A 22712-nucleotide genomic window follows, 5' to 3' on the forward strand; every position below is an offset into this window, starting at 1 on the left:
GTTTGCGCCGTGTCCGGGAAACTGGCGGGCGCTTGACGCGAATCAATAGCCATCCTTGGCGGACGCGCAACCATATAGGTATCGGACGTTAAACCAAGGAGGCCTCCATGTATCGTCGCATTTCCGTCCACCTCGACCACGGGTTCGATTGCAAGCGCCGCACCGATGCCGCGCTGGTTTTGGCCAAGCGCCACAAGGCCGAACTGGTCGGCATCTACGCCAACGCCGCGCCGCCGCAGTACTACTACGGCGAATCCGTGCTGATGTCCCGCGCCACTTCCGTCATGAAGGAATTGCAGACGCAAAGCCGCGACGCGGTGCAGACCGGCTTCCTCGCGGCCGCTGCCGCGGCCGACGTGCCGGCCGTGGTGCGCGCGGGCGATTCCTCGCCCAGCGCGACCGTCGCCCTGCTGGGGCGCACCAGCGACCTGATCATCGTCAGCCAGGAAAATCGCCAGGACGTCGAGGCCGCCCACGAAATCGAGTTCGTCGAACAAACGCTGCTGACGGCCGGCCGCCCGGTGCTGGCGCTGCCGTCCAGCGGGGACTTCCCCGTCATCGGGGACCGCGTGCTGTGCTGCTGGGACGGCAGCCGCGAAGCCGCCCGCGCGCTGGCCGACGCCGCGCCCATCCTGCGGCTGGCCTCGAGCATGATCGTGCTGACCATGGACGAAGGCGAATCCAACGGCAAGGCCGAGGCGCCCTTCGAAGACCTGGTCACCTACTGCGTGGCCCAGGGCATGCCGGCCCCCGAGCACGTGCAGCGCGACATCAAGGGCGTCGGCGTGGGCAGCACCATCCTGAATGCCGCCGCGGACTACAGCGCGGACCTGCTCGTCATGGGCGCGTACGGCCACAGCAAGTTCCGCCAGTGGGCGCTGGGCGGCGCCACCGCGTCCATCCTGAAGAGCATGACCGTCCCGGTCATGTTCTCCCACTAGCGATCAGGCCGCCGCGCTCCGGGCGGCGCCCGCCGCCACCGGCGTCAGCACCGGCCTGCCGGCGAAATGCGCGCCGGCATTGTCCAGGAACAGCGCGACGGTGGCGTCCACGGCTTCCGGGGAACGGCCCGCGCTGTGCGGGGTCAGCACCACGTTGTCGAGCTGCCTGAGCGCTTCCGGAATGGACGGTTCGCCGTCCACCACGTCCAGCCCGGCGCCGGCTATGCGGCCTTCGGCCAGCGCCGCGATCAGGGCCTGCGTGTCGACCACGCTGCCGCGCGCAATATTTACCAGGTAGCCGCCGGGCCCCAGCGCTTCCAGCACCTCGGCGTCCACCAGATGCCGCGTGGCCGCGCCGCCCGGCGTGGCCACCACCAGGAAATCCGACGCGGCCGCCAGCGCCCGGGGGCTGTCGAAATAGGCGTAGCCGGTTTCGGGCCGGGCGCGCCGGCTGAAATAGCCGACCGGCATGCCGAAGCCGTTGGCGCCGCGCCTGGCGATCTCCAGGCCGATGGTGCCCAGGCCCAGGATGCCCAGGCGCTTGCCCGTGACCTGCGGCCCCATGAAACCATTCCAGTGGCCCTGGCGCACCCACGCGTCGGCCTGCGGCAGGCGGCGCGCGGCGCCCAGCAGCAGCGCCATCGCGTGGTCCGCCACCGATACCGCGTTGGCGCCGGGGCCGTTGGTCACCACGATGCCGCGCGCGGCCGCCGCGGCGAGATCGATGTTCTCGTACCCCACGCCCAGCGAACAGACCATCTCCAGCCTGGGCAGCGCCGCCATCTCGTCGGCGTGAAAGCCGGTGGCGCCGCGCGTGAGCACGATGCGGATCTCGCCGGCGTGCTCGCGGATCGCCCGGGCCCGCGATTCGGCGGTCGGCGCGTAAAGGGCGCGGAAACCGCGCGACTCGAAAACAGGCAGGTAGTCCTGCACGCTTTCGATCAGGACTAGCAGGGGTATGGTCATGTCGGGAATGCCGCGGATGGCGAGGCTTTGCGCGAAAACCCGGGCATCTTACGCCTCGCCACCCGCGCGCGCCACCCGCCGGCTCCCGGACCGGCAGGCAGCGCGCGGGCCCTGCCCCGGGCCCCGCGGGGACGCGGGGCCCGGGCGTTCGCCAGGCCGCTACAAGCGTCCCGTCAGCAGCATCACGATCAGCACGATCAGCAGGATGCCCAGGATGCCGCTGGGGTAGTAGCCCCAGCCCCGGCTGTGCGGCCAGGCGGGCACGGCGCCCACGAGCAGCAGGATGAGAATGATCAGCAGAATGGTCGACATGGCGGCTCCTCGTCTTTATCGATTCGAGTTCTTGGATGGCGGGCGGACATCACTTCCCTGGCGGCGTGATTTCCTTGATCGGCGGGGAAAGCGGGGGCAGATCGACGTCCGGTTCGTCGGTGTCCGGATCCACCGGCAGATCGCCGGGCGGCGAGCCTGGCGGAATCGGATCGGGCTTGGGTGGAACGTGCAGGTAAAGAGTGGGTTGCATGACGGCCTCCTGTAGGAATCCCAGCCGTCTGCAGCAAGTCCCGTTCCCGGCGGCCCGGCCGGGAACGCCGGATGCTGGTGGCGGCGGGGCCGCCCGTGCCCGCCGGAGACCGGATGAAAACTTCACGCCCCGCCCAACCCGCGCCCTCCGCCTCCGAAGAGGCGGGGCTGGTCTATGTGGACGACACCCGGAAGGGGTATGCCCGCCTGCGGCTCAACGGCCATGCGTTTGCCTATCTGGACACGCGCGGCCGGCGCATCCGCGACGCCCGCGAAATCGCGCGCCTCGATGCCCTGGCCATCCCGCCCGCCTACGAGGCGGTGTGGATCTGCCCTTCCCCGCGCGGGCATCTGCAGGCCACGGGACGCGACGCCCGCGGCCGCAAGCAGTACCGCTACCACCCCGACTGGACGGCGGTGCGCGACGCCGACAAATACCAGAGCCTGGCGGCCTTCGGCCTGGCGCTGCCGCGCATCCGGCGGCGGGCCGACCGCGACCTGCGCGCGCCCGGCCTGTCGCAGGACAAGGTGATCGCGGTGCTGGTGCGGCTGCTGGAAGCCACGCTCATCCGCATCGGCGCGCGCGAATACGCCCGCAGCAACAAGTCCTACGGGCTGACCACGCTCAAGCGCCGCCACGCCAGCGTGGCGGGGAGCCGGATCCGCTTCCGGTTCCAGGGCAAGAGCGGCGTGGCGCACGACGTCACCATGGCCGACCGCCGCCTGGCCCGCGTCATCAAGCGCTGCCTGGACATTCCCGGCCAGCAGTTGTTCCAGTACCTGGACGACGAAGGCGGCAGCCATCCCGTGGACTCCGGCGCCGTCAACGCCTATCTGCGCAGTGCCGGGGCGGAAGACTTCACGGCCAAGCACTACCGCACCTGGGCGGGCTCGGTGCTGGCCTATGCCGCGCTCCAGGCCCGTCCCGCGGAGGACGAGGACCAGGCCCGCAAAACGGTGGCCGACGTCATCCGGCAGGTGGCGCAGCGGCTGGCCAACACGCCCGCGGTCTGCCGGGCCTGCTATGTGCACCCCGCCATCCTGGACGCCTATCTGGCCGGCCGCCTGCCGGCGCGATCGCCCGCCCCGCCCGGCCCCCGGGGACTGCAAGCGGACGAACGCCGCCTGCTCGCGTTCCTGCGGGACTCCCCCGGCCCTGCCTGCGCGCGGGCATCCGGGAACGGCGGAAACGGCCGGTCAAAGAATCGATGAGCGCGCGTTCTTGGCGCGCGGCTGCGGCGCCGAGCCGTCCGCCCAGTTCGATTCGGTGCGGTTGTCGGCCACGGCCCGCTTGTCGCGCGCGGCCTCGTCCGGCGTCGAGGCCCCTGGTTTATCCGGTATGCGCGGCACATCGACGGGGCCGCGCGGCGGCAGTATCTTAGCGTTGTCTTCCGGCTGTTTGCGGGCGCGGGCGGACTTGGCTTTTCCGGGTGCGGATGCGGGTTTCATGCGTCTCTCCAATCGGGATCCGGTCTTCCATCCTACGGCGCCCCTGCATTCGAAAAAACCTTCCGCAAGGCCAAATTGCAAGCGGATGTGCCCGCTGCCGCCGGGCGCGCCGATTGCCGTTCGGCACGGCGGCTCACAAGGAGATGCAATGCGAGACCCAAATTTCGAGCAATGTGTGCAAGCCTGCTACGAATGCGCCATCGCCTGCGATGTGTGCGCCGCCATATGCCTGGAAGACGAGCCCGCGCGCATGAAGCGTTGCATCGGCCTTTGCACCGATTGCGCGGCCGTCTGCCGGCTGTGCGCCGCGATGCTGGCGCGCAACGGCGAATTCTCCACCGCGCTGTGCACTTTATGCGCGCTCGTCTGCGATGCCTGCGCGCGCGAATGCTCGCCGCATGGGGCGCAGCACTGCCAGATTTGCGCGGGCGCCTGCCTGGGCTGCACACTGGCATGCCGCGACATGCTCGAGCGCTGATTTCCGATCCCACCGCGCGGCCGTCCGGGCCGGTCCGCGCGGGCCTGTTTCCAGCCCGACCGTCAGGAGCTTTCGATGGCCACTACGAACACCCCCCTGCCTTCCGACTTCCCCGAGAACGGCCCGGACAACGGCGGCGCGCGGCGCCGCGCGCGGCACCCGGAATCCTGGATCGACGAACTGGAAGCCACGCTCAACGACAAGGAAGCCACGGACCTGGAAGCGCTCAGGTCGCGGCTGTCGGACCAACTGCGGGCCACGCGGCGCAGCCTGCGCGACGCCTCGGACAACGCCAGCGACCTGATGCGCGAAACCCTGGACTGCACCGAGGAATACATCCACGCGCGGCCGTGGCAGGCAATCGGGCTCGTCGCCGGCGCGGCCTTCCTGTTCGGGGTCGTGGTGGGCCGCCAGTAAGGCCGTGGGCCCGTCCCGGCATTCCCGCGTCCGCCGCGGTCCCGCGGCGCGCCGGGCATGCGCCTTGCTGGGGCTGGGCTTCCCTATCGACTGGAGCCGGCCATGGCGCGTACCATCTGGAAAGGCGCGATCTCGTTCGGCCTGGTGCACGTGCCTATCGTGGTCCATCCCGCGACCCGGCCGCACCGGCTGGATTTCGACTGGATAGACCGCCGCGACGACGCGCCCGTCGGGTATCAGCGCATCAACAAGCGCACCGGCAAGGTCATTGCCTCGGAAGACATCGTCAAGGGATACGAGTACGAAAAAGGCGAGTACGTCTACATGAACGACGAGGACTTCAAGCGTGCCAACGTCGCCGCCACCCAGACCGTGGAGATCCAGGGCTTCGTGGACGCCGCGGAAGTCCCCATCTATTACTACGACACGCCCTACTACCTGGCGCCGGACCGCCGCGGCGAAAAAGGCTATGCCTTGCTGCGCGAAGTGCTGCGGCAGGCCGGCAGGCTGGGCCTGGCGCGCGTGGTCCTGCACACCCGCCAGTACCTGTGCGCGCTGCTGCCGCAGGGAGACGCCCTGATGCTGATCACGCTGCGCTACGCCGACGAAATCCTGTCCGCGGACGAACTGGACCTGCCCGGCGGCAAGGCCGCCGCCCCGCCCGCGCGCGAACGCGACATGGCCATGCGGCTGGTGGACGACATGACCGGCCCCTGGGACCCGGAAGCGTACCGGGACGACTACCGCGAAGACCTGCTGGAGGCCATCGGCAGGAAGATCAAGGCCGGCAAGACCCACGCGCTGACCGAGCCCGGCGAAAAACCGCCCCGTGAATCCGCCAAGGTGATCGACCTGATGTCCCTGCTCAAGCAGAGTATCGAACAGCGCGGATCCGCCCGGAAACCGCCCGCCCCGAAGGCCGCCGCCAAGAAGCGGACGGCAGCCAAAAAGGCCCCCGCCCGCAAGTCCGGCGCGGCGGCCAGGCGCAAGGCCGCATGAGGAAAGCCCATGAGCGAACCGCTAGCCCAGTACCGCAGGAAACGCGACTTCACCGGCACCCGCGAACCCGCGGGCAAGGCCCTTCAGGCGCGCGCCGGGAGCCCGCTGTCCTTCGTGGTCCAGCGCCATCAGGCCCGCGCCCTGCACTATGACTTCAGGCTGGAGCTCGACGGGGTGCTGGTGAGCTGGGCGGTGCCCAAGGGCCCCAGCCGCGATCCCGACGTGAAGCGCCTGGCGATCAAAGTGGAGGATCATCCGGTCGAATACGGCAAGTTCGAAGGCGACATTCCCAAGGGCCACTACGGCGCGGGGCACGTGGACATCTGGGACAGCGGAACCTGGACGCCGGACGGCGATCCGCGGCGGGGGCTGGCCAGCGGCCATTTGCGCTTCACCCTGCGCGGCGGCACGCTCCAGGGCGCCTGGGCGCTGCTGCGGCTGGGCAAGGACGACAAGCAATGGCTGCTGCGCAAGCTGGACGACGAGGCCGCGGTGGAAGGCGATGACGCCGAAGCCTCGCCAGGCCGCCGCAAGCCGGCTTCCGCGAAGGCCGCCAAGACGACCACCAAGGCCGCCGCGTCCGCCAGGCCCGCCCCGGCGGGCCGCCGCGCGTCCCTGCCGGCGGCCCTGGTGCCGCAACTGGCCACGCTGGTGGACGCGCCGCCCCAGGGCCCCGGCTGGTCCTATGAAGTCAAGTACGACGGCTATCGCATCCTGTGCCGCTTCCAGCACGGGCGCGCGCGCCTGGTCAGCCGCAGCGGCAAGGACTGGACGGAACGCATGGCGCCCCTGGCGGACGCCTTGAGCGCGCTGGACCTGCCCGACGGCTGGATGGACGGCGAGGTGGTCTGCCTGGACGAACGCGGCCTTTCCGATTTCCAGTTGCTGCAGAACGCGCTGGACGGCCGCACCGGGGACCTGTCCTTCATGGCGTTCGACTTGCCGTACTGGGACGGCGCCGACCTGCGGCGCCTGCCGCTGTCCGAGCGGCAATCGCGCCTGGAAGCGGTGCTGGCCGCCCTGCCCGAGGGCGGCCCCTTGCTGATGACGCAGCGCCTGGAAGTGGCCGACGGCACGGAAGGCCGCGCGGCCTGGGCCGAAGCCTGCCGCCTGAGCCTGGAGGGGCTGATCTGCAAGCGCCTGGACGCGCCTTACGTGGCGGGCCGCGGCACGGCCTGGCTGAAACTCAAATGCCGGCCGCGGCAGGAATACGTCATCGGCGGGTATACCTCGCCCAGCGGGTCGCGCGCGCATTTCGGGGCGCTGCTGGTGGGCCTGCGCAAAGACGGAAAGCTGGCGTACGCGGGCCGGGTCGGCACGGGCTTTACCGCCGCCACCCTCGCGTCGCTGCACAAGAAGCTGCGCGCGCTCGAAACCGCGGCCAGCCCCTTCGGCGGCGAATTGCCGGGCCCCGGCCGCTACGGGCGCGGCCCCGCCGCGGTCCATTGGGTCCAGCCCGAACTGGTGGCGGAAATCCGCTACGCCAGCCTCACGCAGGACGGGCTGCTGCGCCAGGCGTCGTTCGTCGGCCTGCGCGAAGACAAGCCGGCGGACGAAGTCAGCGGCGAAAACACGGCCGATCCTCCCGCGCCCTCCGGCGCTCGGGGCGACAGGGTCGGCAACACGCTGATCACGCATCCGCGACGCGTGATCATGCATGACCCGGACACCAGCAAGCTCGACCTCGCGCGCTACTACGAGGCCGCCGGCCCCTTGATCCTGCCCCACCTGCAAGGCCGGCGCATTGCGCTGCTGCGCTGCCCGGACGGCACCGACGCCACCTGCTTTTTCCAGAAGCACATCGGCGGCGAACTGCCCGACGGCCTGGAACGCGACGGCGAGCACCTGCTGATCCGGTCGATCGAGGGGGTATTCGCCATGGCGCAGCGCGGCGTCATCGAATTCCATACCTGGGGAGCGAAAGAACCCCGTCCCGACGAGCCCGACCGCATCACGATCGACCTGGATCCCGGCCCGGACGTGCCCTGGAAGGCGGTCGCCGAAGGCGCGCAACTGGCCCGCGGACTGATGGAGGAAATCGGCCTCGCGCCCTTTCTCAAGACCACGGGCGGCAAGGGCCTGCACCTGGTCGCGCCGATCCGCCCGACCCAGTCCTGGGATACCGTCAAGGGCCTGGCGCACGCGCTGGCGAACGAACTGGCGCGCGTCATCCCGGAGCGCTTCACCTCGAATATGTCCAAGGTCCGCCGGCAGGGACGCATCTTCGTGGACTACCTGCGCAACGGCAACGGCGCCACGGCCATCGCCGCGTACTCGGCTCGCGCGCGGGCGGGCGCGCCGGTTTCCATGCCGGTCGGATGGGACGTCCTCGAACCGGGCCGCGATCTGCGCGGCGCCGCCTACAACATCCGCAACGCGGTGGCGGCCGCGCGGGAACTGGGCGACCCGTGGCGCGGCTACGAGGCGGCGCGCAAGACGGTGGGCCCGCGCATGCTGAAGAAACTGGGCCTCTAGGCACGCCGTTTGCTCGGATTGCCGCAAGGCGCCCGCCGCGCCTGCCGACCAGGAGATCCGCATGAGCAAACCCACCCACGACGCCACGGGCGCCCGCCCGCATCCCGTTCCGCCCATGCCCGCCCAGCATCTGGAAAAGCCGGGCGAGGAAGCCGACATGGCCCTCAAGCCCCAATACCAGGCGCCGGCCTACCGCGGCAGCGGCAAGCTCGAAGGCATGGCGGCCATCGTCACGGGCGGCGACTCCGGCATCGGCCGCGCCGTCAGCGTGCTCTTCGCGCGCGAAGGCGCGGACGTGGCCGTGGTCTATCTGAACGAACACGAAGACGCCGAAGACACCCGCCGCGCCGTGACGCAGGAGGGCCGCCGCTGCGTGCTGATCGCGGGCGACGTACAGGATCCGGCCTTTTGCGCGAGCGCGGTGGAACAGGCCGTGCAGGCCTTCGGCAAACTCGACATCCTGGTGAACAACGCCGCCTACCAGCAGCACACCGATACGCTGCCCGAAATCAGCGACGACAAATGGGACAAGACCCTGCGCACCAACATCACCGCCTATTTCTACATGGCGCGCTCGGCCCTGCCGCATTTGAAGGCCGGGTCGTCCATCATCAACACCGGATCCGTCACGGGCCTGCGCGGCAGCGCCAGGCTGCTGGATTATTCCTCCACCAAGGGCGCCATCCATGCCTTCACGCGGTCGCTGGCGGCCAACCTGGCCGGCCAGGGCGTGCGCGTGAACGCGGTAGCGCCCGGTCCGGTCTGGACGCCGCTGAATCCCGCCGACCAGAGCCCGGAGGCCATCAAGGAATTCGGCAAGCACACCGACCTGGGCAGGCCCGCGCAGCCGGAGGAGATCTCGCCCGCCTACGTGTTCCTGGCCTCGCCGGCCTGCGCCAGCTACATCACCGGCATCGTGCTGCCCATCACGGGAAGCGCGGGCGACTGAGGCGCGCCGGCCTACTTGGCCGCCGGGGCGATCGAGGCGGGCGCCTCGCGCGAAGCGGGCGACACCGCCGGCGCTTCGCCCTTCACCGGCGGCTGGATCCGGTCCGCGCCCGCGGGCGCGGGCGCGTCGCGCTGGAGCGCGCGGCCCATGGCAAGGTGCTCGGCCACCCCCGGCAACGACCGGACGGCGAAATCGCGGACCTCCGGATCCTCCGACTGCCGGGCCGCCGTCTCGTACAGGCGATTGGCCATCACGTGCGCATCCACCGCGGCCTTTTCGACGTAGACGAGGTCGAAGTCCGCGCCGGTCCGGTTGCGCAGTTCTTCCAGCGTGCGCCGGTCGGGCGCGCCCGGCTGGTCGGGCAGCGTGACCTGCTTGCGCAGGGCCAGCGCCTTCAGGTCCCCATTCATGGCGCGGTGCTGCTCGCGCACCTTGGCCGCGTAGGCCTTCACCTTGCTGCTCTCCGCCCGCTGCTGCGCCAGTTCCGCGGCTTCCACCTCGAACGTCCCGGAACCGGCCGCCGCCTGCAGGAAACGCGCATCCGCTTCGGCCAGGCCCTGCGCGCGCGCCGCGCCCAACGCGCCGGACAGCGCAAGCACCAAGGCCGCCGCCCCGCGCATCCATGTGGTTTTCCTCATGCTGGTCTCCTTCACTGGTCTCCTTGGCGCCCCGGGCCTCTCAACCGGCCATCGACGGCGCATCCACGCGCCGCGGCGGCCTCAAGGGATCGAAGTCTTCCCACTTTCCGTTCAGCCAGCGGCCCTGCGCCCGTTCGATGTCCCGGCCGCCGGCTTCGCTCAGCACTTTCCTCGCCGCCGCGTCGCGGTCCGGAGACACGTGCAGGGCCAGCATGACGCCGGCCTGGCGCAGACCGGGATGCACATCCGGAGCCGGCGGCACGCCGGGCCGCCCGCGGCGGCCCCTGCCGACCACCCACAGGGCGCCCGCGAGCGCGCCCAGGTAGGCGCCCACGCCGGCGGCGGCGATCACGATCAGTATCGAGGCCGCCAGGCGCGCCGCGATCAGCCCGCCCAGCAGCGCGAACAACAGGCCCAGCGCCGAGGCGCCCGCCACGGCGCCGAAGTGCCCACCCTTGGAATCGGGATCGGCCACGCGGTCGCCGCCGATGGGAAAGCGCGCGTGTTCGCCCGCCGTATTGATGTAGAAGGTATGGATATCGTCTTCGGTAAACCCTTCCGTGCAGAGTTTGCGAGCCGCCACGGCGGCTTCGTCGAAGGTGTCGAATCGGGCTGCGACGATCAAGGACATAGGGGTCTCCCGGGCATGAATGGCATGGTGGAAACCGCAGCAACTGCCGTGCCCGTCGCGGGCACGCGGATTGCTGGAGCGGATGACGGCGATTGCGAGGACACCGACATGGACATGCCCGGCGACAACGACGACTTTTCCGTACCGCAGGGCGAATCGGCGCTTGCCGCGCCCGCGAACGCGCGCGCCCTGTCGGCCCTGGACTGGGCCGCGCTGATCGCCATCGTGGCCGGCGGCCTGAACTGCGGCCTGATCGCCGCCGTGGACCTGGACGTCTTCGCGACCATACTGCCGTCCGCCATCGCCATCCGCGCCGTCTACGGATTGATCGGCCTGGCCGCGCTGCGTTGCGTGGTGCTGCTCTTCCGCCTCGGCGACGGCGCGGACTAGGGGCCACGCGCAAAAGCGCCTTGCGCGGGCCCCGGGGCCCGCCTACTTCCCTTCCGGGCGCTTGCCCGGATACTGCCCGCCCTCTTCGTATTGCGGCCCCTTGTCGTTGGGCTTCTTGTCCGAGCCGCGCTCGGGGTGCGGCGGCGGTTTGCCGAAACCCGGCTTGTCCGCCCCGAATTGTCCGCTGCGGCGCGCGGCCTCGCTCTCGTCCCGCGGGGTATTGGCCTGGGGCTTGGCCGGATCCCGCTGCGCCCGCGGCTGTCCGGTGTCGCGTTTCCTGTCGGTGTTCATGGTTGTTTCTCCGTTGAGCGGATGGCGCCTGCGCCCGACGCAAGCCGCGTGCCCGCCCGCGCCGGGAATGCGGCTTGCTTGGCTGGCTCCAGGTCCGCCGCAAGCCGGACCCTCACCCCAAAGGAGTCAACCATGAATCTGTCCAGAGCCGTTCTCCCCGCCGTGGCCCTCGGCCTTTCCGCCCTGGCCTTCCAGGCCCCCGCGCAGACCGCGCCAGGCACCGGCGCCACCGCCGTGCGCAGCAACGAACAGATCGACGATCAATACAAGCTCGACAAGAAACGCTGCGATGCGATGAAGGGCAACCAGAAGGACGTCTGCCAGGAACAGGCCGAGGCCACTCGCGACAAGGCCCGCGCCGACGCCAAGGCGGGCAAGGAAAAGGCCGAGGCCACCCATGACGCCGCCAAGACGCGCAACGAGGCGGACTACAAGGTCGGCAAGGAAAAGTGCGACGCCATGTCGGGCAATGCCAAGGACGCCTGCCTCGCGGACCTGAAGACGCGGCACGGCAAGTAAGCCTAGGGCCTGGACGGGCGTTCCGTCCGGGCCGGGGGTTCGCCCGGCAGCGCATAGCCTGCCGCGGCGTACTCCTCCAGGCGGTTGTATAGGGTCTTGGGACTGATGCCCAGCATCGCGGCCGTCTGCTTCTTCACGCCGTTGCAGCGTTCGAGCGTGGCCAGGATCAGCCGCCGGTCGGCCTCCGCCAGCGTTTCGCCCACCGGCACGCTCACCTGCCCGCTGCGCGCCGCGCCGGCCGGAGACACCTGCGGCACCAGCATGTCCGCGCCCAGCACGTCGCCGTCGGCCATGATGAAGGCGCGCCGCACGAAGTTCTTCAATTCCCGCACATTGCCCGGCCACGCATATTGCTTGAGCACCGCCAGCGCGCTGGGCGAAAAGTCCTTGTCCTTGCCGGCCTCGCGGTTCTGCGCTTCGAGGAAGCGCCGCGCCAGCAGCAGGATGTCGTCGCCGCGCTCGCGCAGCGGCGGCAGTTCGACGGGAAAAACGCTCAGGCGGTAATAGAGGTCCTCGCGCAGCTTGCCCTCCTGGACCGCCTGCTCGGGGTTGCGGTTGGTCGCGGCCACGATGCGGATATCGCAGGCGATCTCCCGGTTGGTGCCCACCCGCATGAACTGGCCGGTCTCGAGCACCCGCAGCAGCTTCACCTGCAGGTCCAGCGGCATCTCGGTGACTTCGTCCAGGAACAGGGTGCCGCCATCGGCGCGCTCGAAATAGCCTTTGTGCTGGCGATCGGCCCCGGTGAAGCTGCCGCGCTCGTGGCCGAACATCTCGCTTTCGATCAGGTTGGGCGAAATGGCGCCGCAGTTCACCGCGATGAACGGCCGCTGCCGCCGCGCGCTGAGTTCGTGGATGGCATGCGCCGCCAGTTCCTTGCCCGTGCCGCTTTCGCCGATCACCAGGGTGGTGACATTGGTGGGCGCCACGCGCCCGAGCTGGCGGTAGAGTTCGAGCATGCGCCCGGACGCGCCGTACATCTTGCCGAAACGCCCCGGTTCCTCGAACGGCATGCCGGGCAGGTCGCCGCCCGCGCCGGCCACGATGCGCGCGAGGATATCGTTCAGGCGGTCCATGCAGATGGGCTTGACGAGGTAGTCCGTGGCGCCCAGCCTCAGTGCCTGCACGGCATTGTCCACCGTCCCGTGCCCGGTCATCACCACCACTTCCGCGCTGGCGGCGGCCGCGTTCTTGAAGATGTCCATGCCGCTGCCCTCGGGCAGGCGGACGTCGGTCAGGACCAGATCGGGCGCCTGCCGTTCGAGCTGGATCAGCGCATCCTTGACGCTCGCCGCCAAGGCCACGGAAAAACCACTGTCGCGGCCGATCTCGGCCAGCGTCTCGCGTATCGCGGCATCATCGTCGACGATCAGCAGATGAGGCATTCCCTTCTCCGTGTTGCTCAAGCCATCTTCGAGGATAGCCACTCTGCGCGCGGGAAAGGTGAACATTCGATACTTTCCAACAATGTTTTCGAATGCTTGCAACTGGTCGCATATGGCGCCGCCCTCGCCCTCTACGATGCACCTAATGCGACGGCCCGCGGCCGGGCCAAGGAATCAGCATGGCAAACCGCAGCACCAGTACCGCGCGCGAGGCCGCGCCCGCGTCCGCCGCCGTCCTCATGGACGCCGCCGGCCTGTCCCCCGTAATGCAAAAGCTGGGCGCCCAGTTGCGGCTGGCGGCGGCGGCCGACGCCAGCGTCTTCATCGTGGGCGAAAGTGGAACCGGCAAGGAAATCGTCGCGCGCGCCATCCACGAGACGAGCGATCGCCGCGACCAGCCCTTCGTGGCCGTGAACTGCGGCGCGATCAGCGGCACGCTGGCCCACGCCGAACTGTTCGGCCACGAAAAAGGCAGCTTCACCGGCGCGGTGGCGCAAAACGCAGGCTATTTCGAATACGCCAGCGGCGGCACCCTGTTCCTGGACGAGGTCACCGAAATGCCGCCGGACATGCAGGTCCATTTCCTGCGCGTGCTGGAAACCGGCACGTACCAGCGAGTGGGCGGGTCCGACCTGCTGCGCGCCAACGTCCGCGTCATCTGCGCCAGCAACCGCGATCCGTCCGTGTCGGTCGCCGACGGCCGCTTGCGTCAGGACTTCCTCCACCGGCTGCTCGTCATTCCGCTGCGCGTGCCGCCGCTGCGCGAACGCGAGGGCGACGCGCTGATCCTGGCGCACCGGTTCCTGGATACCCTGAACCGCGAAAACGGCACGCGCAAGACGTTCGCGCCGCGCATGCTGGAGGCCATCGCCCTGCATGACTGGCCCGGCAACGTCCGCGAACTGCGCAACGCGGTGCAGCGCGCGTACATCCTGGCGGACGCCGCGCTCGACACCGACGTGCTGGCCCGCGCGCGCGGACAGGAGGGGGAAATGCGCGAGGGCTCCCTGAATTTCCCTGTCGGCATGCCGCTGGGACGGGCGCAGCGCGAGTTCATCCTGGCCACGCTGGCCCACCACGCCGGCGACAAGCGCCTGGCCGCCGAAACCCTGGGCGTCAGCCTGAAGACCCTGTACAACCGGCTGGACGCCTACGGCAGGGAAACCTCGGACGCCGCGGGCGCCTGAGCAATTCTTACCTTGCGCTTGTAATACCGGCGCGGCGCGGCGGGCGCCGGCCGCGCCCGCGCCCGCCGGACGGCCTGGCACGATCTTTGCATGTATATCCAAAGTGAGCCGCCAGCCGGCGGCCTCGTCCGGAGACTCGATTGGGCTACCCTACGCAAGAATTGCGCCTGCGCCAGCAGATGACGCTGGCGCCCCGCCTGCAGCAGTCCGTCAAGTTGCTGCAAATGTCCGCCCTGGAATTCACGACCGCGGTGGAACAGGCGCTGGCCACCAACCCCTTTCTCGAGGATGCCGACGAGCAGGACGCCGATTCGCCGGCCGCCGCTCCGCCTTCCGTCGCGGAGACCCGCTCCGGCCCTGATGACATCCCGCCCGAGGCGCCCGCGGCGGACGCCGATCTTCCCCCGCCCGACGCGCCCGCCTACTCGGGCGATTACCCCACGCGGGCCCACGGCGATGGAACCGCGGACCAGGCCCAGTGGGTCTGCGCCGCGCTGTCGATGCGCCAGCGGCTTTCGCTGGAATTGGGCAATTACCATCTGAAGCCGCGCGACCGCCTGCTGGCCGAATTCATCATCGACGCCCTGGACGACGACGGCTACCTGCGCACGCCGCTGTCCGGCCTGTGCGACGCGGCCCGCCCCGAGTTCGATCCAGCCCCCGAAGAAGCCGAGTGGATGGCCGCCCTGCGCCTCGTGCAGCAACTGGACGCGCCGGGCCTGGCGGCCCGCGACCTGGCCGAATGCCTGTCGCTGCAACTGGCGGCCGCGGGCGGCGCCCGGCCCGAGATCCGGGCGCTGGCGTCGCGCATCGCGCGGGACCATCTGCCGCGGCTGGCGAAAAACGATAGCGCCGGGCTGCGGCGCCTGCTGGACTGCACCGAAGACGCGCTGCGCGACGCCTGCGCGCTGATCCGCAGCCTCGACCCCAAGCCGGGCGGCCGCTACAGCGCCGACGCGCCCGCGTATGTGATTCCCGACGTGTTCGTGGACAAGTGGCAGGCGCGCTGGCGCGTGCTGCCCAACCGCCACGCCATGCCGCAGGCCCGGCTGCACCAGACCTACGCGGACCTGTTCCGGCGCGCGCGGCTGGACGACCGCAGCCCCATGGCGCAGGAACTCCAGGAAGCCCGCTGGCTGGTCCGCAACGTCGAACAGCGCTACACCACCATCCAGCGCGTGGCCGAGGCCATCGTCAAGCGCCAGCAGACCTTTTTCGAATACGGCGACGTGGCCTTGCGGCCTTTGATGCTGCGCGAGGTGGCCGACGACCTCGACATGCACGAGTCCACCGTGTCCCGCGCAACCGTGGGCAAATACATGGTGACGCCGCGCGGCGTCTTCGAATTCCGGCATTTCTTTTCGCGCGAACTGGCCACCGAATCGGGCGGCTCATGCTCCGCCACGGCGGTGCGCGCGCTGATCAGGGAAATGGTCGACGCGGAGGATCCCGCGATGCCGCTGTCCGACGTGGCGCTGACGCAGCAGCTCGCGGCCAGCGGCATCCTGCTGGCGCGCCGCACGGTATCCAAGTACCGCGGCCAATTGCGGGTGCCGCCCGCCGAACTGCGGCGGCAGCACTAGCGGCCGCGCCGCGCGGCGTCCAGGCGGCGCCTGGCCCTGGCGCCCCTCAGTCCGGTTCGCCGGGTTCCGCTTCCAGCATCCGCTGGACGCGCTCGCCCAGGGCGTCGAGCGAAAACGGCTTGACGATCAGTTCCATGCCCTGTTCCAGGAAGTTCCGGTCGCGCGCGGCATTCCCGGCATAGCCCGTCATCATCAGCACTTTCAATCCCGGATAGGCCGCCCGCGCCGCGTCGGCCAGTTGCCGGCCGTTCAGCCCGGGCAGGCCCACGTCCGTCAGCAGCAGGTCGATGTCCCGCGTGGACAGCACCAGTTCCAGCCCCGCTTCGCCGTCGGCCGCGGTCAGCACCTGCACGCCCCGCTCCGCCAGGCATTCGTGGACCATGTCGCGCACGTTCGCGTCGTCTTCGACCACGACCACCAGCGCCTGGCGCATCAGGTCGGGCACCGGCTCCGCGGGCGGATCCCGCCTCGGCGCGCGCTCCGGCGCGCCTTCGTGACGCGGCAGGAACAACCTCACCGTGGTGCCCACGCCGAGCGAACTCTCCAGCGTCGCCACGCCGCCGGCCTGCTTGGCGAATCCGTAGATCATGGACAGCCCCAGGCCCGTTCCCTCGCCCAGCGGCTTGGTGGTGTAGAACGGATCGAAGGCATGGGCCAGCACGTCGGGCGTCATGCCGCAGCCCACGTCCGACACCGACACTTCGACGAACGGCCCCGGAGGCAGGTCCGACGCCTGCCGCAGCGGCGGTTCGTCCGCCAGGGCGTTCCGCGCGGCGACGGTCAGCACCCCGCCTTGCGGCATGGCGTCGCGCGCGTTGATCACCAGGTTCAGCATGGCGTTTTCGAACTGGTTCTTGTCGCAGCGCACGGTCCACAGGCCGGGCTCCAGGTCGAAGGCCAGGCGCACGCGCTCGCCGGTATAGCGGCGGAACAGGTCGGCCATGGATTGCAGCGCCGAAGCCACGCTGAACGGCTTCGGGTCGATGGGCTGGCGGCGCGAGAAGGTCAGCAGGCGCTGGGTCAGGTGCGCCGCCCGGTTCGCCGAATCCATCGCCACCGCCACGAAGCGCAGCGCCTGCTCGGGCGAGCCCGCGCCCAGTTTGCGTTCGATCAGGTACAGGGCGCCGGTGATGCCCTGAAGCATGTTGTTGAAGTCGTGCGCGATGCCGCCGGTCAGGCGGCCCACCGCTTCCATCTTCTGGGACTGGCGCAAGGCGTTCTCGGTTTCGCGCAAGGCTTGGGCCTGTACCTTCAGGTCGGTGTCGTCCCGGCCCGTCATGTACAGGTTGTCCTGGGACGAGGATATGCTCCAGGTGATCCAGCAGTAGCCGCCGCCGCGCATGAGCACGCGGTTCTCAAGGTGGCGCACCGCCTGCTGCGATTCGCCGCCAGTCGTCCGGCCCCAGGCCGCCAGCGTCGTCGCCTGGTCGTCCGGGTGGATCAATTCCGACAGGCCCATGGACAGGAACTGCTCGGGGCTCCATCCGAGGATGGTCCGCACCGCCGGATTGACGCTCAAGAAGCGCCCCTGCCGGTCCACGACGGCCAGCAGTTCCGGGGACAGGCGCCAGATGCGGTCGCGTTCGGCGATCGCGTCCTCGACGCGCTGCTCCAGGATGCGCGCGTACTGCGACCGCTCGACGGCGTCGCACAGGCGCTCGGCCACTTCCTCGATGAAAGCGATGTCTCCGGGCCTGAGCCGGCTGCCGGCCTGCGGCCGCGCCAGCAGGGCGCCGCCATGCCTGCCCCAGCGGCGCATCGGCACCACGATCGCCCAGGGGCGGATATCGCCGTCCGCCTCCGCCAGCAAGGGTTGCAGATAGGCCGTGCGCCCGTTGCCCAGCGCGGTGTAGTACTCGTCGCCCAGTTGCCCCAGCGCCAGGGGCTCCCGGCTGTCGCGGTCCGCGCCGGACCGCCAGCACGTCGACAGGACGGGCGGCGCGTCTCCGCCGGCCCAGTCCAGCACGGCAACCAGTCCCAGCGCCAGGAGCTGGCCCAGGCCCTCGCAGGCCGCCTGCTCGATCGACACTTGCAGGTGCAGTTCGCGCATGCGGTCGCCCAGCGCCAGCAGGAAGTTCTTGCGGTGCTGGCCTTCCCACAATTCGGTTTCCGCGGTCTTGCGCGCGGTCACGTCGAGAAAGAGCGCCATGATGCGCTCCGCGCCGTCCTTGCGCACCCGGGCTTCGTACCAGGCCTCCTTGGGCGCCGGAACGGCGAATTCGAACTGGGTGGGCTCGCCGGTGTCCACGACGCGGGCGAAGGCGTCCATGATCTGTCCGGGCACGCCCGGAATCATCTCGCGCAGCGTATGCCCCAGCGTGTCCCCTTCCTTCATGCCGCTTTGCCGCTCGAAAGCCGGGTTGACCTCCAGGAACCGGAAATCGACGATGCGGCCGTCCGCGTCGCGCAAGGCTTCGCTGAGGAAGAAGGCTTCCTGCATGCCCTCGAACATGGCGCGCCACCGCTCGCCGCTTTGCCGCAGCGCCAGCTCGGTCAGGTGGCGCTCGATGGCCAGGGCGGCGCTGCGCGTCACCAGCGCGATCGCGTCGATGTCATGCGCGGACGGGGAACGGACGGTGCCGTAGTAGTTGGAAAACACCCCCAGCAGCCGGCCGTCGGGCGCCTTGATCGGCGTGGACCAGCAGGAGCGCAGGCCGTTCGCCAGCGCCAGGTCGCGCCAGCGCGTCCAGCCGGGACTGGACGCGATGTCTTCCACGTATACCGGGCACCCGCTATAGGCCGCGGCGCCCCAGGACGCCACGGACGGCCCGATGGGCGCCCGGTCCACCGCCGCGTTGTAGACCTCCGGCAGGCTGGGCGCCGCGCCGTGCAGCAGATAGGCTCCGCTTTCGTCCACCAAGGCGATCGAAGCCCGCAGTTCGACGCTGGACTGCGCCTCGATGGCGTGCAGCACGTGTTCGAGCACCTGCGCCAGCGGCACGCCGGCGGCGATGCGCTCCAACATGATGCGCTCGTCCTCCAGACGGGCAAGCGTGTCCGTCCAGGGAAGCGCGACTCGGTCTTGCTTTGTCAGCATCTCGGCCCCCTCACCAGGACGACTGTATTGCGGGGGCCGGCGCACTGCCGAAACGCTAGGTAACGCGACGCAACGTTTCCCGCCAGCCGCGGGGCGCCGCGCCGGTCAGCCGCCGATATCGGACGCTTCCTGCTCCAGCCGCAGCGCGTTCAGCGCCTCCGGCTTGTCGACCAGCACGCATTGTTTGCCGGTGCGGGCGCAGTGGTCCTTCACGCGCCAGTAGGCCCCGTGGCTGACGCAGCCGGTCTGGCAGATCACCAGGTCCGCTTCGACCAGGCTGGCCTCCAGCGCATCGCCGTCCGCGTCGCCGCCGCCGCTGTGGCCCAGGTATCGCCCGCCGGCCATTTCGACCACCTTGCGCGTCAGGGCGAGGGCCATGGCGTCCTCTCCCACGCACAGCACCGATTTGCGCCGCAGCGCGATCGCCACCGGCGCGGCGGGCCGCGCGGCCGGCGCCGCGGCGGGGGCTTCCGGCCGCCGCTCGCCGACGCCCCGCCCCTGCCAGGCCAGCCGCTCGCGCATCAGCGCCTGCACCCGTTCCATCAGTTGCGTCACGGTGCGCGCCAGCGCCACCCGCCTGGGCAGCCCCGGAATCGAGCCTTCCAGCGCCTTGCGGTCCTCGCGCGCCCACGCCAATGCCGTATCGCGCTGGATGACGGCCGCGCGCAGGCGCATGGCTTCGGCCTCCAGGTGCAGGATCCGCGCCGCCTGCGCGGTCAGCAGGCGGCTGCAATGCGATTGGGCCTGCCCGTAGGCGGCAAGCAGCGCGGCGTGCTCGCGCCGCAGGTCATGGCTATCGGAAGAAGGATTCATCGCGGCCCTCGGATCGGGAAAGTGGACGGCGCGCCCAGCGCGCCTGGCCATCTGCGATAATAAATGAGAATTACTATCTTTTATGCCTATGACCCTACCCTTCGCATGGCACCGGGAAATCCACTACTGACGCCGTCCGGTCGCTTAAATATGATCGACAATCGATACACCGGCCTGAAACCAGGTCCGGACCAGACGCCTCCTGCGAGGGCGCCAAGCGCCTTCGGGCTGCGGGCCGCCTCCGGGCAGCGGCCTCAACGACGTCAAGGGTGCCACATGCCCAAATCCGCTCAACTGCTTCACGATATACACGAAACCAACCTGATGTACCTGCTGCTGTTGCAGCGCATGGCGCGCGCGGGGGACACCGCTTCCATCGCCGGCACGGCCGTTTCCGAACGGGCCTGCCGCTGGCTGGCCGCGCAAGGGCCCGAAGACCTGGTCAAGCTGGCGCAATCGAGCGTATTGCTGGCGCGGCTGGACCTGCCCGCGCACGAGCTGCTGTCCGCCTTGAGCCTGGGCATCGACGCGGCGCTCGCGGACGGCGCGCGCGCGCCGGCGTTGACCAAGCCCTGAGCGGCGCCGCCGCCCAGGGCCCGCCTCGATTCACGAAGCGCGGCCCACCGCCGCGGCGGCCGCGACCCGGCCGGTCCGCCAGTACAGCCCGGCGCTGATCGCCAGCGCCAGCGCCAGCAGCCCGCCGGTCATCTCGGCGACGCCGCGCCACGCGCCCGCCGTCCAGAACTGGCCGCCCAGCGCGCCCAGCACGCTGGAACCCACGTAGTACACCAGCAGGTACAGCGAGGCGGCCAGCGCCTTGTAGCCGCGCGCCATCTGCCCGACCCAGCCGCTGGCCACCGCATGGGCGGCGAAGAAGCCGAAGGTGAACACCACGATGCCCGCAATCAGGACGGGAAGCGAATCCGACAGCGTCAGCAACAGGCCCGCGAGCGCCAGGCCGGTCGCCGCGCAGAGCATCGCGCCGCGGCCGTGGCGGTCCGCCAGCCGGCCGAAATAGGTCGAAGCGAAGATCCCCACCAGATACACGACGAAGATGAACCCGATGAAGGTCTGGCTCAGCGAGAACGGCGGCAGCAACAGGCGGAAGCCGACGTAGTTGTAGACGGTGACGAACGCGCCCATCAACAGGCCGCCCAGGGCGAAAAGGCCGCAAAGCGGGCCGTTCTTCAGGTGGGCGCGGGCGCCGGCGCGCACGTCGCCCCACACGCCCGCCCATCCCCTGCCCCGCTGCGGGGCGAACCGGCGCGAGGCCGGCAGCAGCCACACGAACAGCACGGCGGCCGCCATGCCCAGCACGCCCAGCGTGCCCAGCGCGGCGCGCCAGCCGAAATGGTCCGCCACCAGCCCGGTGATGACCCGTCCGGACAGCCCGCCGAAGGCGCTGCCGCTGATATACAGCCCCATGGCGAACCCCAGGGTCTCCGGCTCGACCTCTTCCGCCAGGTAGGCCATGGCGACGGCCGGCACCCCGCCCATCGCCACGCCCTGCAACGCGCGCAGGGCCAGCAGGCTGTGCCAGTCCGGCGCGACGGCGGCGACGGTGCCCAGCACCGCCGAAGCGAACAGCGACAGCGCCATGACGCGCTTGCGCGGCAGGGATTGCGAGAAAAGGCCCACGAAGAAGATGGCCACGGCCAGCAGGCCGGTGCACAGCGACAGCACCAGGCTGCTCTGCGCGGGCGACACGCCGAACGCGCGGGTGAACAGCGGCATCAGCGGCTGCACGCAATACAGCAGCGAAAACGTGGAAAAGCCGGCGGCGAACAGGGCCCATTGCGCGCGGCGCAATCCGGGCGTGCCGCGGGCGAGGTAATCGGAAGGTTGGGGAGACGGCGAGGCGGAAGGCGCGGCTGGCGCGGCGCTTTCAGGGATGGGACTGGCGGAAGGGGTAGACATCTGAATTCTCGAAAGGCGGCGGGCGGCGGGGAGCCTGTCCGCCCCAACCCGCGCATTCAAGATAGACTTTTCCCGTTCATATGTCCAATATATGCAACTGGCATCTACGATATTTAGAAACGATAGGACCGCGCAACCATGGAACTGCGCCACCTGCGCTACTTCACCGCCGTCGCGGAAGAACTGCATTTCACGCGCGCGGCGGCAAGGCTGGGCATCGGCCAGCCGCCGCTCAGCCAGCAGATCCAGCAACTGGAACGCGAGATCGGCACGCCGCTCTTCCTGCGCCTGCCGCGCGGCATCGCGCTGACCGAGGCGGGCGCGCAATTCCTCGAAGACGCGCGCGCCATCCTGGCCAGCGCCGACCGCGCGGTGGACACCGCCCGCCGCCTGGGGCGCGGCGAACGCGGCGCGATCACCGTGGGCTTCACGGCGTCGGCCGTCTTCCACCCCTATCTGCCGCGCGCCATCCGCGCCTACCGGGACCGCTACCCGGGCGTGCGCGTCACGCTCACGGAAAGCAACACCATTTCACTGCTGCGCGGCCTGCGGGCGGGCGACGTGGACGTGGCCTTCGTGCGCCCGCCCTATGTGCTGGACCCGGAATTCGACGCCGAGCGCGTGCTGGACGAACCCATGCTGGTCGCCCTGCCCCCGGACCATCCGCTGAGCCGCAAGCGCAGCCTTCCGATGGCGGCGCTGGCGGACGAGGATTTCGTGCTGTACCCGCGCCCCATCGGCGCCGGCCTCTACGACGCCATCCAGTCCGCCTGCCAGCGCGCCGGCTTCCTGCCCCGGGTCATCCAGGAAGCTCCCCAGATGGCGTCCATCGTCAGCCTGGTCGCCGCCGGGGTCGGCATTTCCGTGGTGCCCGCCGCCATGCGGCACATGGGCGCGCAAGGCATCGAGTACCGCCCCATCAAGGGCGACGCCCCGCACGCGCTGCTGGACATGGCCTACCGCCGCCACGACCGCTCCATCGCCGCGGGCAACGCCGTCGACATGCTGCGCGAGCTTGCGCATCCCGACGCCTGACGCACGGCGCCCCGGGGGGACCACCGCGCTTCCGGTAGCTCCCTGTCGCGTTTGCAATTTTCTGTAAAGCCGGCGCCAGGAGGGCAATGT

The 22712-nt window shown here is 70.0% G+C and carries 24 protein-coding genes; 13 read left to right on the top strand and 11 right to left on the bottom strand.

From position 1 onward, the window contains the following. Positions 1-107 precede the first annotated feature (107 nt). Positions 108-941, top strand: coding sequence for a universal stress protein (locus tag WHX56_RS19865; RefSeq protein ID WP_129245269.1), 834 nt, complete (start codon positions 108-110; stop codon positions 939-941). Positions 942-944: 3 nt separating this feature from the next. Here WHX56_RS19865 and WHX56_RS19870 read toward each other — a convergent pair whose 3' ends face one another. The 3 genes from WHX56_RS19870 to WHX56_RS19880 form a co-directional block, all read right to left on the bottom strand. Continuing rightward, positions 945-1907, bottom strand: a complete 963-nt coding sequence (locus tag WHX56_RS19870; protein ID WP_129245268.1) for a 2-hydroxyacid dehydrogenase — start codon at positions 1905-1907, stop codon at positions 945-947. Between the two features lie 159 nt (positions 1908-2066). Further along, positions 2067-2219, bottom strand: coding sequence for a DUF3309 family protein (locus tag WHX56_RS19875; RefSeq protein ID WP_013393887.1), 153 nt, complete (start codon positions 2217-2219; stop codon positions 2067-2069). A gap of 49 nt (positions 2220-2268) precedes the next feature. Continuing rightward, positions 2269-2430 (bottom strand): hypothetical protein, encoded by a 162-nt coding sequence (locus WHX56_RS19880; protein ID WP_165360310.1) that lies wholly within the window; start codon positions 2428-2430, stop codon positions 2269-2271. 113 nt (positions 2431-2543) lie between these two features. On the opposite strand from WHX56_RS19880, the gene WHX56_RS19885 reads away from it, so the two are divergent. After that, positions 2544-3641: a DNA topoisomerase IB gene (locus WHX56_RS19885; protein WP_338878761.1), complete on the top strand. Its 1098-nt coding sequence runs from the start codon at positions 2544-2546 to the stop codon at positions 3639-3641. On the opposite strand, the gene WHX56_RS19890 is transcribed toward WHX56_RS19885, so the two are convergent. After that, positions 3627-3878: a hypothetical protein gene (locus WHX56_RS19890; RefSeq protein ID WP_287754704.1), complete on the bottom strand. Its 252-nt coding sequence runs from the start codon at positions 3876-3878 to the stop codon at positions 3627-3629. The two genes, WHX56_RS19885 and WHX56_RS19890, sit on opposite strands and share 15 nt — an antisense overlap. Before the next feature lie 148 nt (positions 3879-4026). On the opposite strand from WHX56_RS19890, the gene WHX56_RS19895 reads away from it, so the two are divergent. The 5 genes from WHX56_RS19895 to WHX56_RS19915 all read left to right on the top strand — a co-directional run bounded on the left by WHX56_RS19895 (position 4027) and on the right by WHX56_RS19915 (position 9196). Continuing rightward, a complete protein-coding gene (locus WHX56_RS19895; protein WP_129245262.1) occupies positions 4027-4356 on the top strand; it encodes a four-helix bundle copper-binding protein in 330 nt (109 codons plus the stop codon). 75 nt (positions 4357-4431) lie between these two features. Beyond that, on the top strand, positions 4432-4773 hold the full coding sequence (locus WHX56_RS19900) for a DUF883 family protein (RefSeq protein WP_129245260.1): 342 nt from the start codon (positions 4432-4434) through the stop codon (positions 4771-4773). Positions 4774-4875: 102 nt separating this feature from the next. Then, on the top strand, positions 4876-5772 hold the full coding sequence (locus WHX56_RS19905; protein ID WP_129245258.1) for a Ku protein: 897 nt from the start codon (positions 4876-4878) through the stop codon (positions 5770-5772). A gap of 9 nt (positions 5773-5781) precedes the next feature. Further along, entirely contained in the window at positions 5782-8247 is a 2466-nt protein-coding gene (ligD, locus tag WHX56_RS19910) for a DNA ligase D (protein WP_338878762.1), read from the top strand. 61 nt (positions 8248-8308) lie between these two features. Next, complete coding sequence (locus tag WHX56_RS19915) at positions 8309-9196, top strand: SDR family oxidoreductase (protein ID WP_338878763.1); 888 nt, start codon at positions 8309-8311, stop codon at positions 9194-9196. Between the two features lie 11 nt (positions 9197-9207). Here the strand turns inward: WHX56_RS19915 and WHX56_RS19920 are convergent, their stop codons facing one another. Then, entirely contained in the window at positions 9208-9834 is a 627-nt protein-coding gene (locus tag WHX56_RS19920; RefSeq protein WP_129245252.1) for a DUF4142 domain-containing protein, read from the bottom strand. Positions 9835-9874: 40 nt separating this feature from the next. Further along, positions 9875-10465, bottom strand: coding sequence for a hypothetical protein (locus WHX56_RS19925; RefSeq protein WP_338878764.1), 591 nt, complete (start codon positions 10463-10465; stop codon positions 9875-9877). Positions 10466-10489: 24 nt separating this feature from the next. Between WHX56_RS19925 and WHX56_RS19930 the strand changes: the two genes are divergently transcribed. Further along, complete coding sequence (locus WHX56_RS19930; RefSeq protein WP_244235153.1) at positions 10490-10855, top strand: DUF378 domain-containing protein; 366 nt, start codon at positions 10490-10492, stop codon at positions 10853-10855. A gap of 42 nt (positions 10856-10897) precedes the next feature. On the opposite strand, the gene WHX56_RS19935 is transcribed toward WHX56_RS19930, so the two are convergent. Then, positions 10898-11146: a hypothetical protein gene (locus WHX56_RS19935; protein WP_338878765.1), complete on the bottom strand. Its 249-nt coding sequence runs from the start codon at positions 11144-11146 to the stop codon at positions 10898-10900. 132 nt (positions 11147-11278) lie between these two features. On the opposite strand from WHX56_RS19935, the gene WHX56_RS19940 reads away from it, so the two are divergent. Continuing rightward, positions 11279-11665, top strand: a complete 387-nt coding sequence (locus tag WHX56_RS19940) for a hypothetical protein (protein WP_129245246.1) — start codon at positions 11279-11281, stop codon at positions 11663-11665. A 2-nt stretch (positions 11666-11667) separates the two neighbouring features. Here WHX56_RS19940 and WHX56_RS19945 read toward each other — a convergent pair whose 3' ends face one another. Further along, the gene (locus tag WHX56_RS19945) at positions 11668-13050 is read right to left on the bottom strand and encodes a sigma-54 dependent transcriptional regulator (RefSeq protein ID WP_338878766.1); all 1383 of its coding nucleotides are present in this window, start codon (positions 13048-13050) and stop codon (positions 11668-11670) included. Positions 13051-13229: 179 nt separating this feature from the next. Here WHX56_RS19945 and WHX56_RS19950 point away from each other — a divergent pair, with 179 nt between their 5' ends. After that, on the top strand, positions 13230-14237 hold the full coding sequence (locus tag WHX56_RS19950; RefSeq protein WP_422393609.1) for a sigma-54 interaction domain-containing protein: 1008 nt from the start codon (positions 13230-13232) through the stop codon (positions 14235-14237). A 179-nt stretch (positions 14238-14416) separates the two neighbouring features. Further along, on the top strand, positions 14417-15820 hold the full coding sequence (locus WHX56_RS19955; RefSeq protein WP_422393666.1) for an RNA polymerase factor sigma-54: 1404 nt from the start codon (positions 14417-14419) through the stop codon (positions 15818-15820). Positions 15821-15866: 46 nt separating this feature from the next. Here the strand turns inward: WHX56_RS19955 and WHX56_RS19960 are convergent, their stop codons facing one another. Both WHX56_RS19960 and WHX56_RS19965 read right to left on the bottom strand, forming a co-directional pair. Beyond that, positions 15867-18857 (bottom strand): PAS domain-containing protein, encoded by a 2991-nt coding sequence (locus WHX56_RS19960; RefSeq protein WP_287752881.1) that lies wholly within the window; start codon positions 18855-18857, stop codon positions 15867-15869. A gap of 105 nt (positions 18858-18962) precedes the next feature. Beyond that, positions 18963-19670 carry a DUF2325 domain-containing protein gene (locus WHX56_RS19965; protein WP_338878768.1) on the bottom strand — a complete coding sequence of 236 codons (708 nt, stop codon included), beginning with the start codon at positions 19668-19670 and terminating at the stop codon, positions 18963-18965. 276 nt (positions 19671-19946) lie between these two features. Here WHX56_RS19965 and WHX56_RS19970 point away from each other — a divergent pair, with 276 nt between their 5' ends. After that, positions 19947-20246, top strand: a complete 300-nt coding sequence (locus tag WHX56_RS19970; protein WP_129244524.1) for a flagellar transcriptional regulator FlhD — start codon at positions 19947-19949, stop codon at positions 20244-20246. A gap of 30 nt (positions 20247-20276) precedes the next feature. Here the strand turns inward: WHX56_RS19970 and WHX56_RS19975 are convergent, their stop codons facing one another. Beyond that, positions 20277-21587, bottom strand: a complete 1311-nt coding sequence (locus tag WHX56_RS19975; RefSeq protein WP_338878769.1) for an MFS transporter — start codon at positions 21585-21587, stop codon at positions 20277-20279. A gap of 138 nt (positions 21588-21725) precedes the next feature. Between WHX56_RS19975 and WHX56_RS19980 the strand changes: the two genes are divergently transcribed. Continuing rightward, a complete protein-coding gene (locus tag WHX56_RS19980; protein WP_129244520.1) occupies positions 21726-22622 on the top strand; it encodes a LysR family transcriptional regulator in 897 nt (298 codons plus the stop codon). The last annotated feature ends 90 nt before the right edge of the window (positions 22623-22712 follow it).

Origin of the sequence: Achromobacter veterisilvae, from assembly GCF_037619525.1 — a bacterium.
Classification (GTDB): Bacteria; Pseudomonadota; Gammaproteobacteria; order Burkholderiales; family Burkholderiaceae_B; genus Achromobacter; species Achromobacter veterisilvae.

Coding starts and splice junctions, on each gene's coding strand:
- WHX56_RS19865 (WP_129245269.1), top strand. CDS start 108: ATGTATCGTCGCATTTCCGTCCACCTCGACCACGGGTTCGATTGCAAG.
- WHX56_RS19870 (WP_129245268.1), bottom strand. CDS start 1,907: ATGACCATACCCCTGCTAGTCCTGATCGAAAGCGTGCAGGACTACCTG.
- WHX56_RS19875 (WP_013393887.1), bottom strand. CDS start 2,219: ATGTCGACCATTCTGCTGATCATTCTCATCCTGCTGCTCGTGGGCGCC.
- WHX56_RS19880 (WP_165360310.1), bottom strand. CDS start 2,430: ATGCAACCCACTCTTTACCTGCACGTTCCACCCAAGCCCGATCCGATT.
- WHX56_RS19885 (WP_338878761.1), top strand. CDS start 2,544: ATGAAAACTTCACGCCCCGCCCAACCCGCGCCCTCCGCCTCCGAAGAG.
- WHX56_RS19890 (WP_287754704.1), bottom strand. CDS start 3,878: ATGAAACCCGCATCCGCACCCGGAAAAGCCAAGTCCGCCCGCGCCCGC.
- WHX56_RS19895 (WP_129245262.1), top strand. CDS start 4,027: ATGCGAGACCCAAATTTCGAGCAATGTGTGCAAGCCTGCTACGAATGC.
- WHX56_RS19900 (WP_129245260.1), top strand. CDS start 4,432: ATGGCCACTACGAACACCCCCCTGCCTTCCGACTTCCCCGAGAACGGC.
- WHX56_RS19905 (WP_129245258.1), top strand. CDS start 4,876: ATGGCGCGTACCATCTGGAAAGGCGCGATCTCGTTCGGCCTGGTGCAC.
- ligD (WP_338878762.1), top strand. CDS start 5,782: ATGAGCGAACCGCTAGCCCAGTACCGCAGGAAACGCGACTTCACCGGC.
- WHX56_RS19915 (WP_338878763.1), top strand. CDS start 8,309: ATGAGCAAACCCACCCACGACGCCACGGGCGCCCGCCCGCATCCCGTT.
- WHX56_RS19920 (WP_129245252.1), bottom strand. CDS start 9,834: ATGAGGAAAACCACATGGATGCGCGGGGCGGCGGCCTTGGTGCTTGCG.
- WHX56_RS19925 (WP_338878764.1), bottom strand. CDS start 10,465: ATGTCCTTGATCGTCGCAGCCCGATTCGACACCTTCGACGAAGCCGCC.
- WHX56_RS19930 (WP_244235153.1), top strand. CDS start 10,490: ATGGTGGAAACCGCAGCAACTGCCGTGCCCGTCGCGGGCACGCGGATT.
- WHX56_RS19935 (WP_338878765.1), bottom strand. CDS start 11,146: ATGAACACCGACAGGAAACGCGACACCGGACAGCCGCGGGCGCAGCGG.
- WHX56_RS19940 (WP_129245246.1), top strand. CDS start 11,279: ATGAATCTGTCCAGAGCCGTTCTCCCCGCCGTGGCCCTCGGCCTTTCC.
- WHX56_RS19945 (WP_338878766.1), bottom strand. CDS start 13,050: ATGCCTCATCTGCTGATCGTCGACGATGATGCCGCGATACGCGAGACG.
- WHX56_RS19950 (WP_422393609.1), top strand. CDS start 13,230: ATGGCAAACCGCAGCACCAGTACCGCGCGCGAGGCCGCGCCCGCGTCC.
- WHX56_RS19955 (WP_422393666.1), top strand. CDS start 14,417: ATGACGCTGGCGCCCCGCCTGCAGCAGTCCGTCAAGTTGCTGCAAATG.
- WHX56_RS19960 (WP_287752881.1), bottom strand. CDS start 18,857: ATGCTGACAAAGCAAGACCGAGTCGCGCTTCCCTGGACGGACACGCTT.
- WHX56_RS19965 (WP_338878768.1), bottom strand. CDS start 19,670: ATGAATCCTTCTTCCGATAGCCATGACCTGCGGCGCGAGCACGCCGCG.
- WHX56_RS19970 (WP_129244524.1), top strand. CDS start 19,947: ATGCCCAAATCCGCTCAACTGCTTCACGATATACACGAAACCAACCTG.
- WHX56_RS19975 (WP_338878769.1), bottom strand. CDS start 21,587: ATGTCTACCCCTTCCGCCAGTCCCATCCCTGAAAGCGCCGCGCCAGCC.
- WHX56_RS19980 (WP_129244520.1), top strand. CDS start 21,726: ATGGAACTGCGCCACCTGCGCTACTTCACCGCCGTCGCGGAAGAACTG.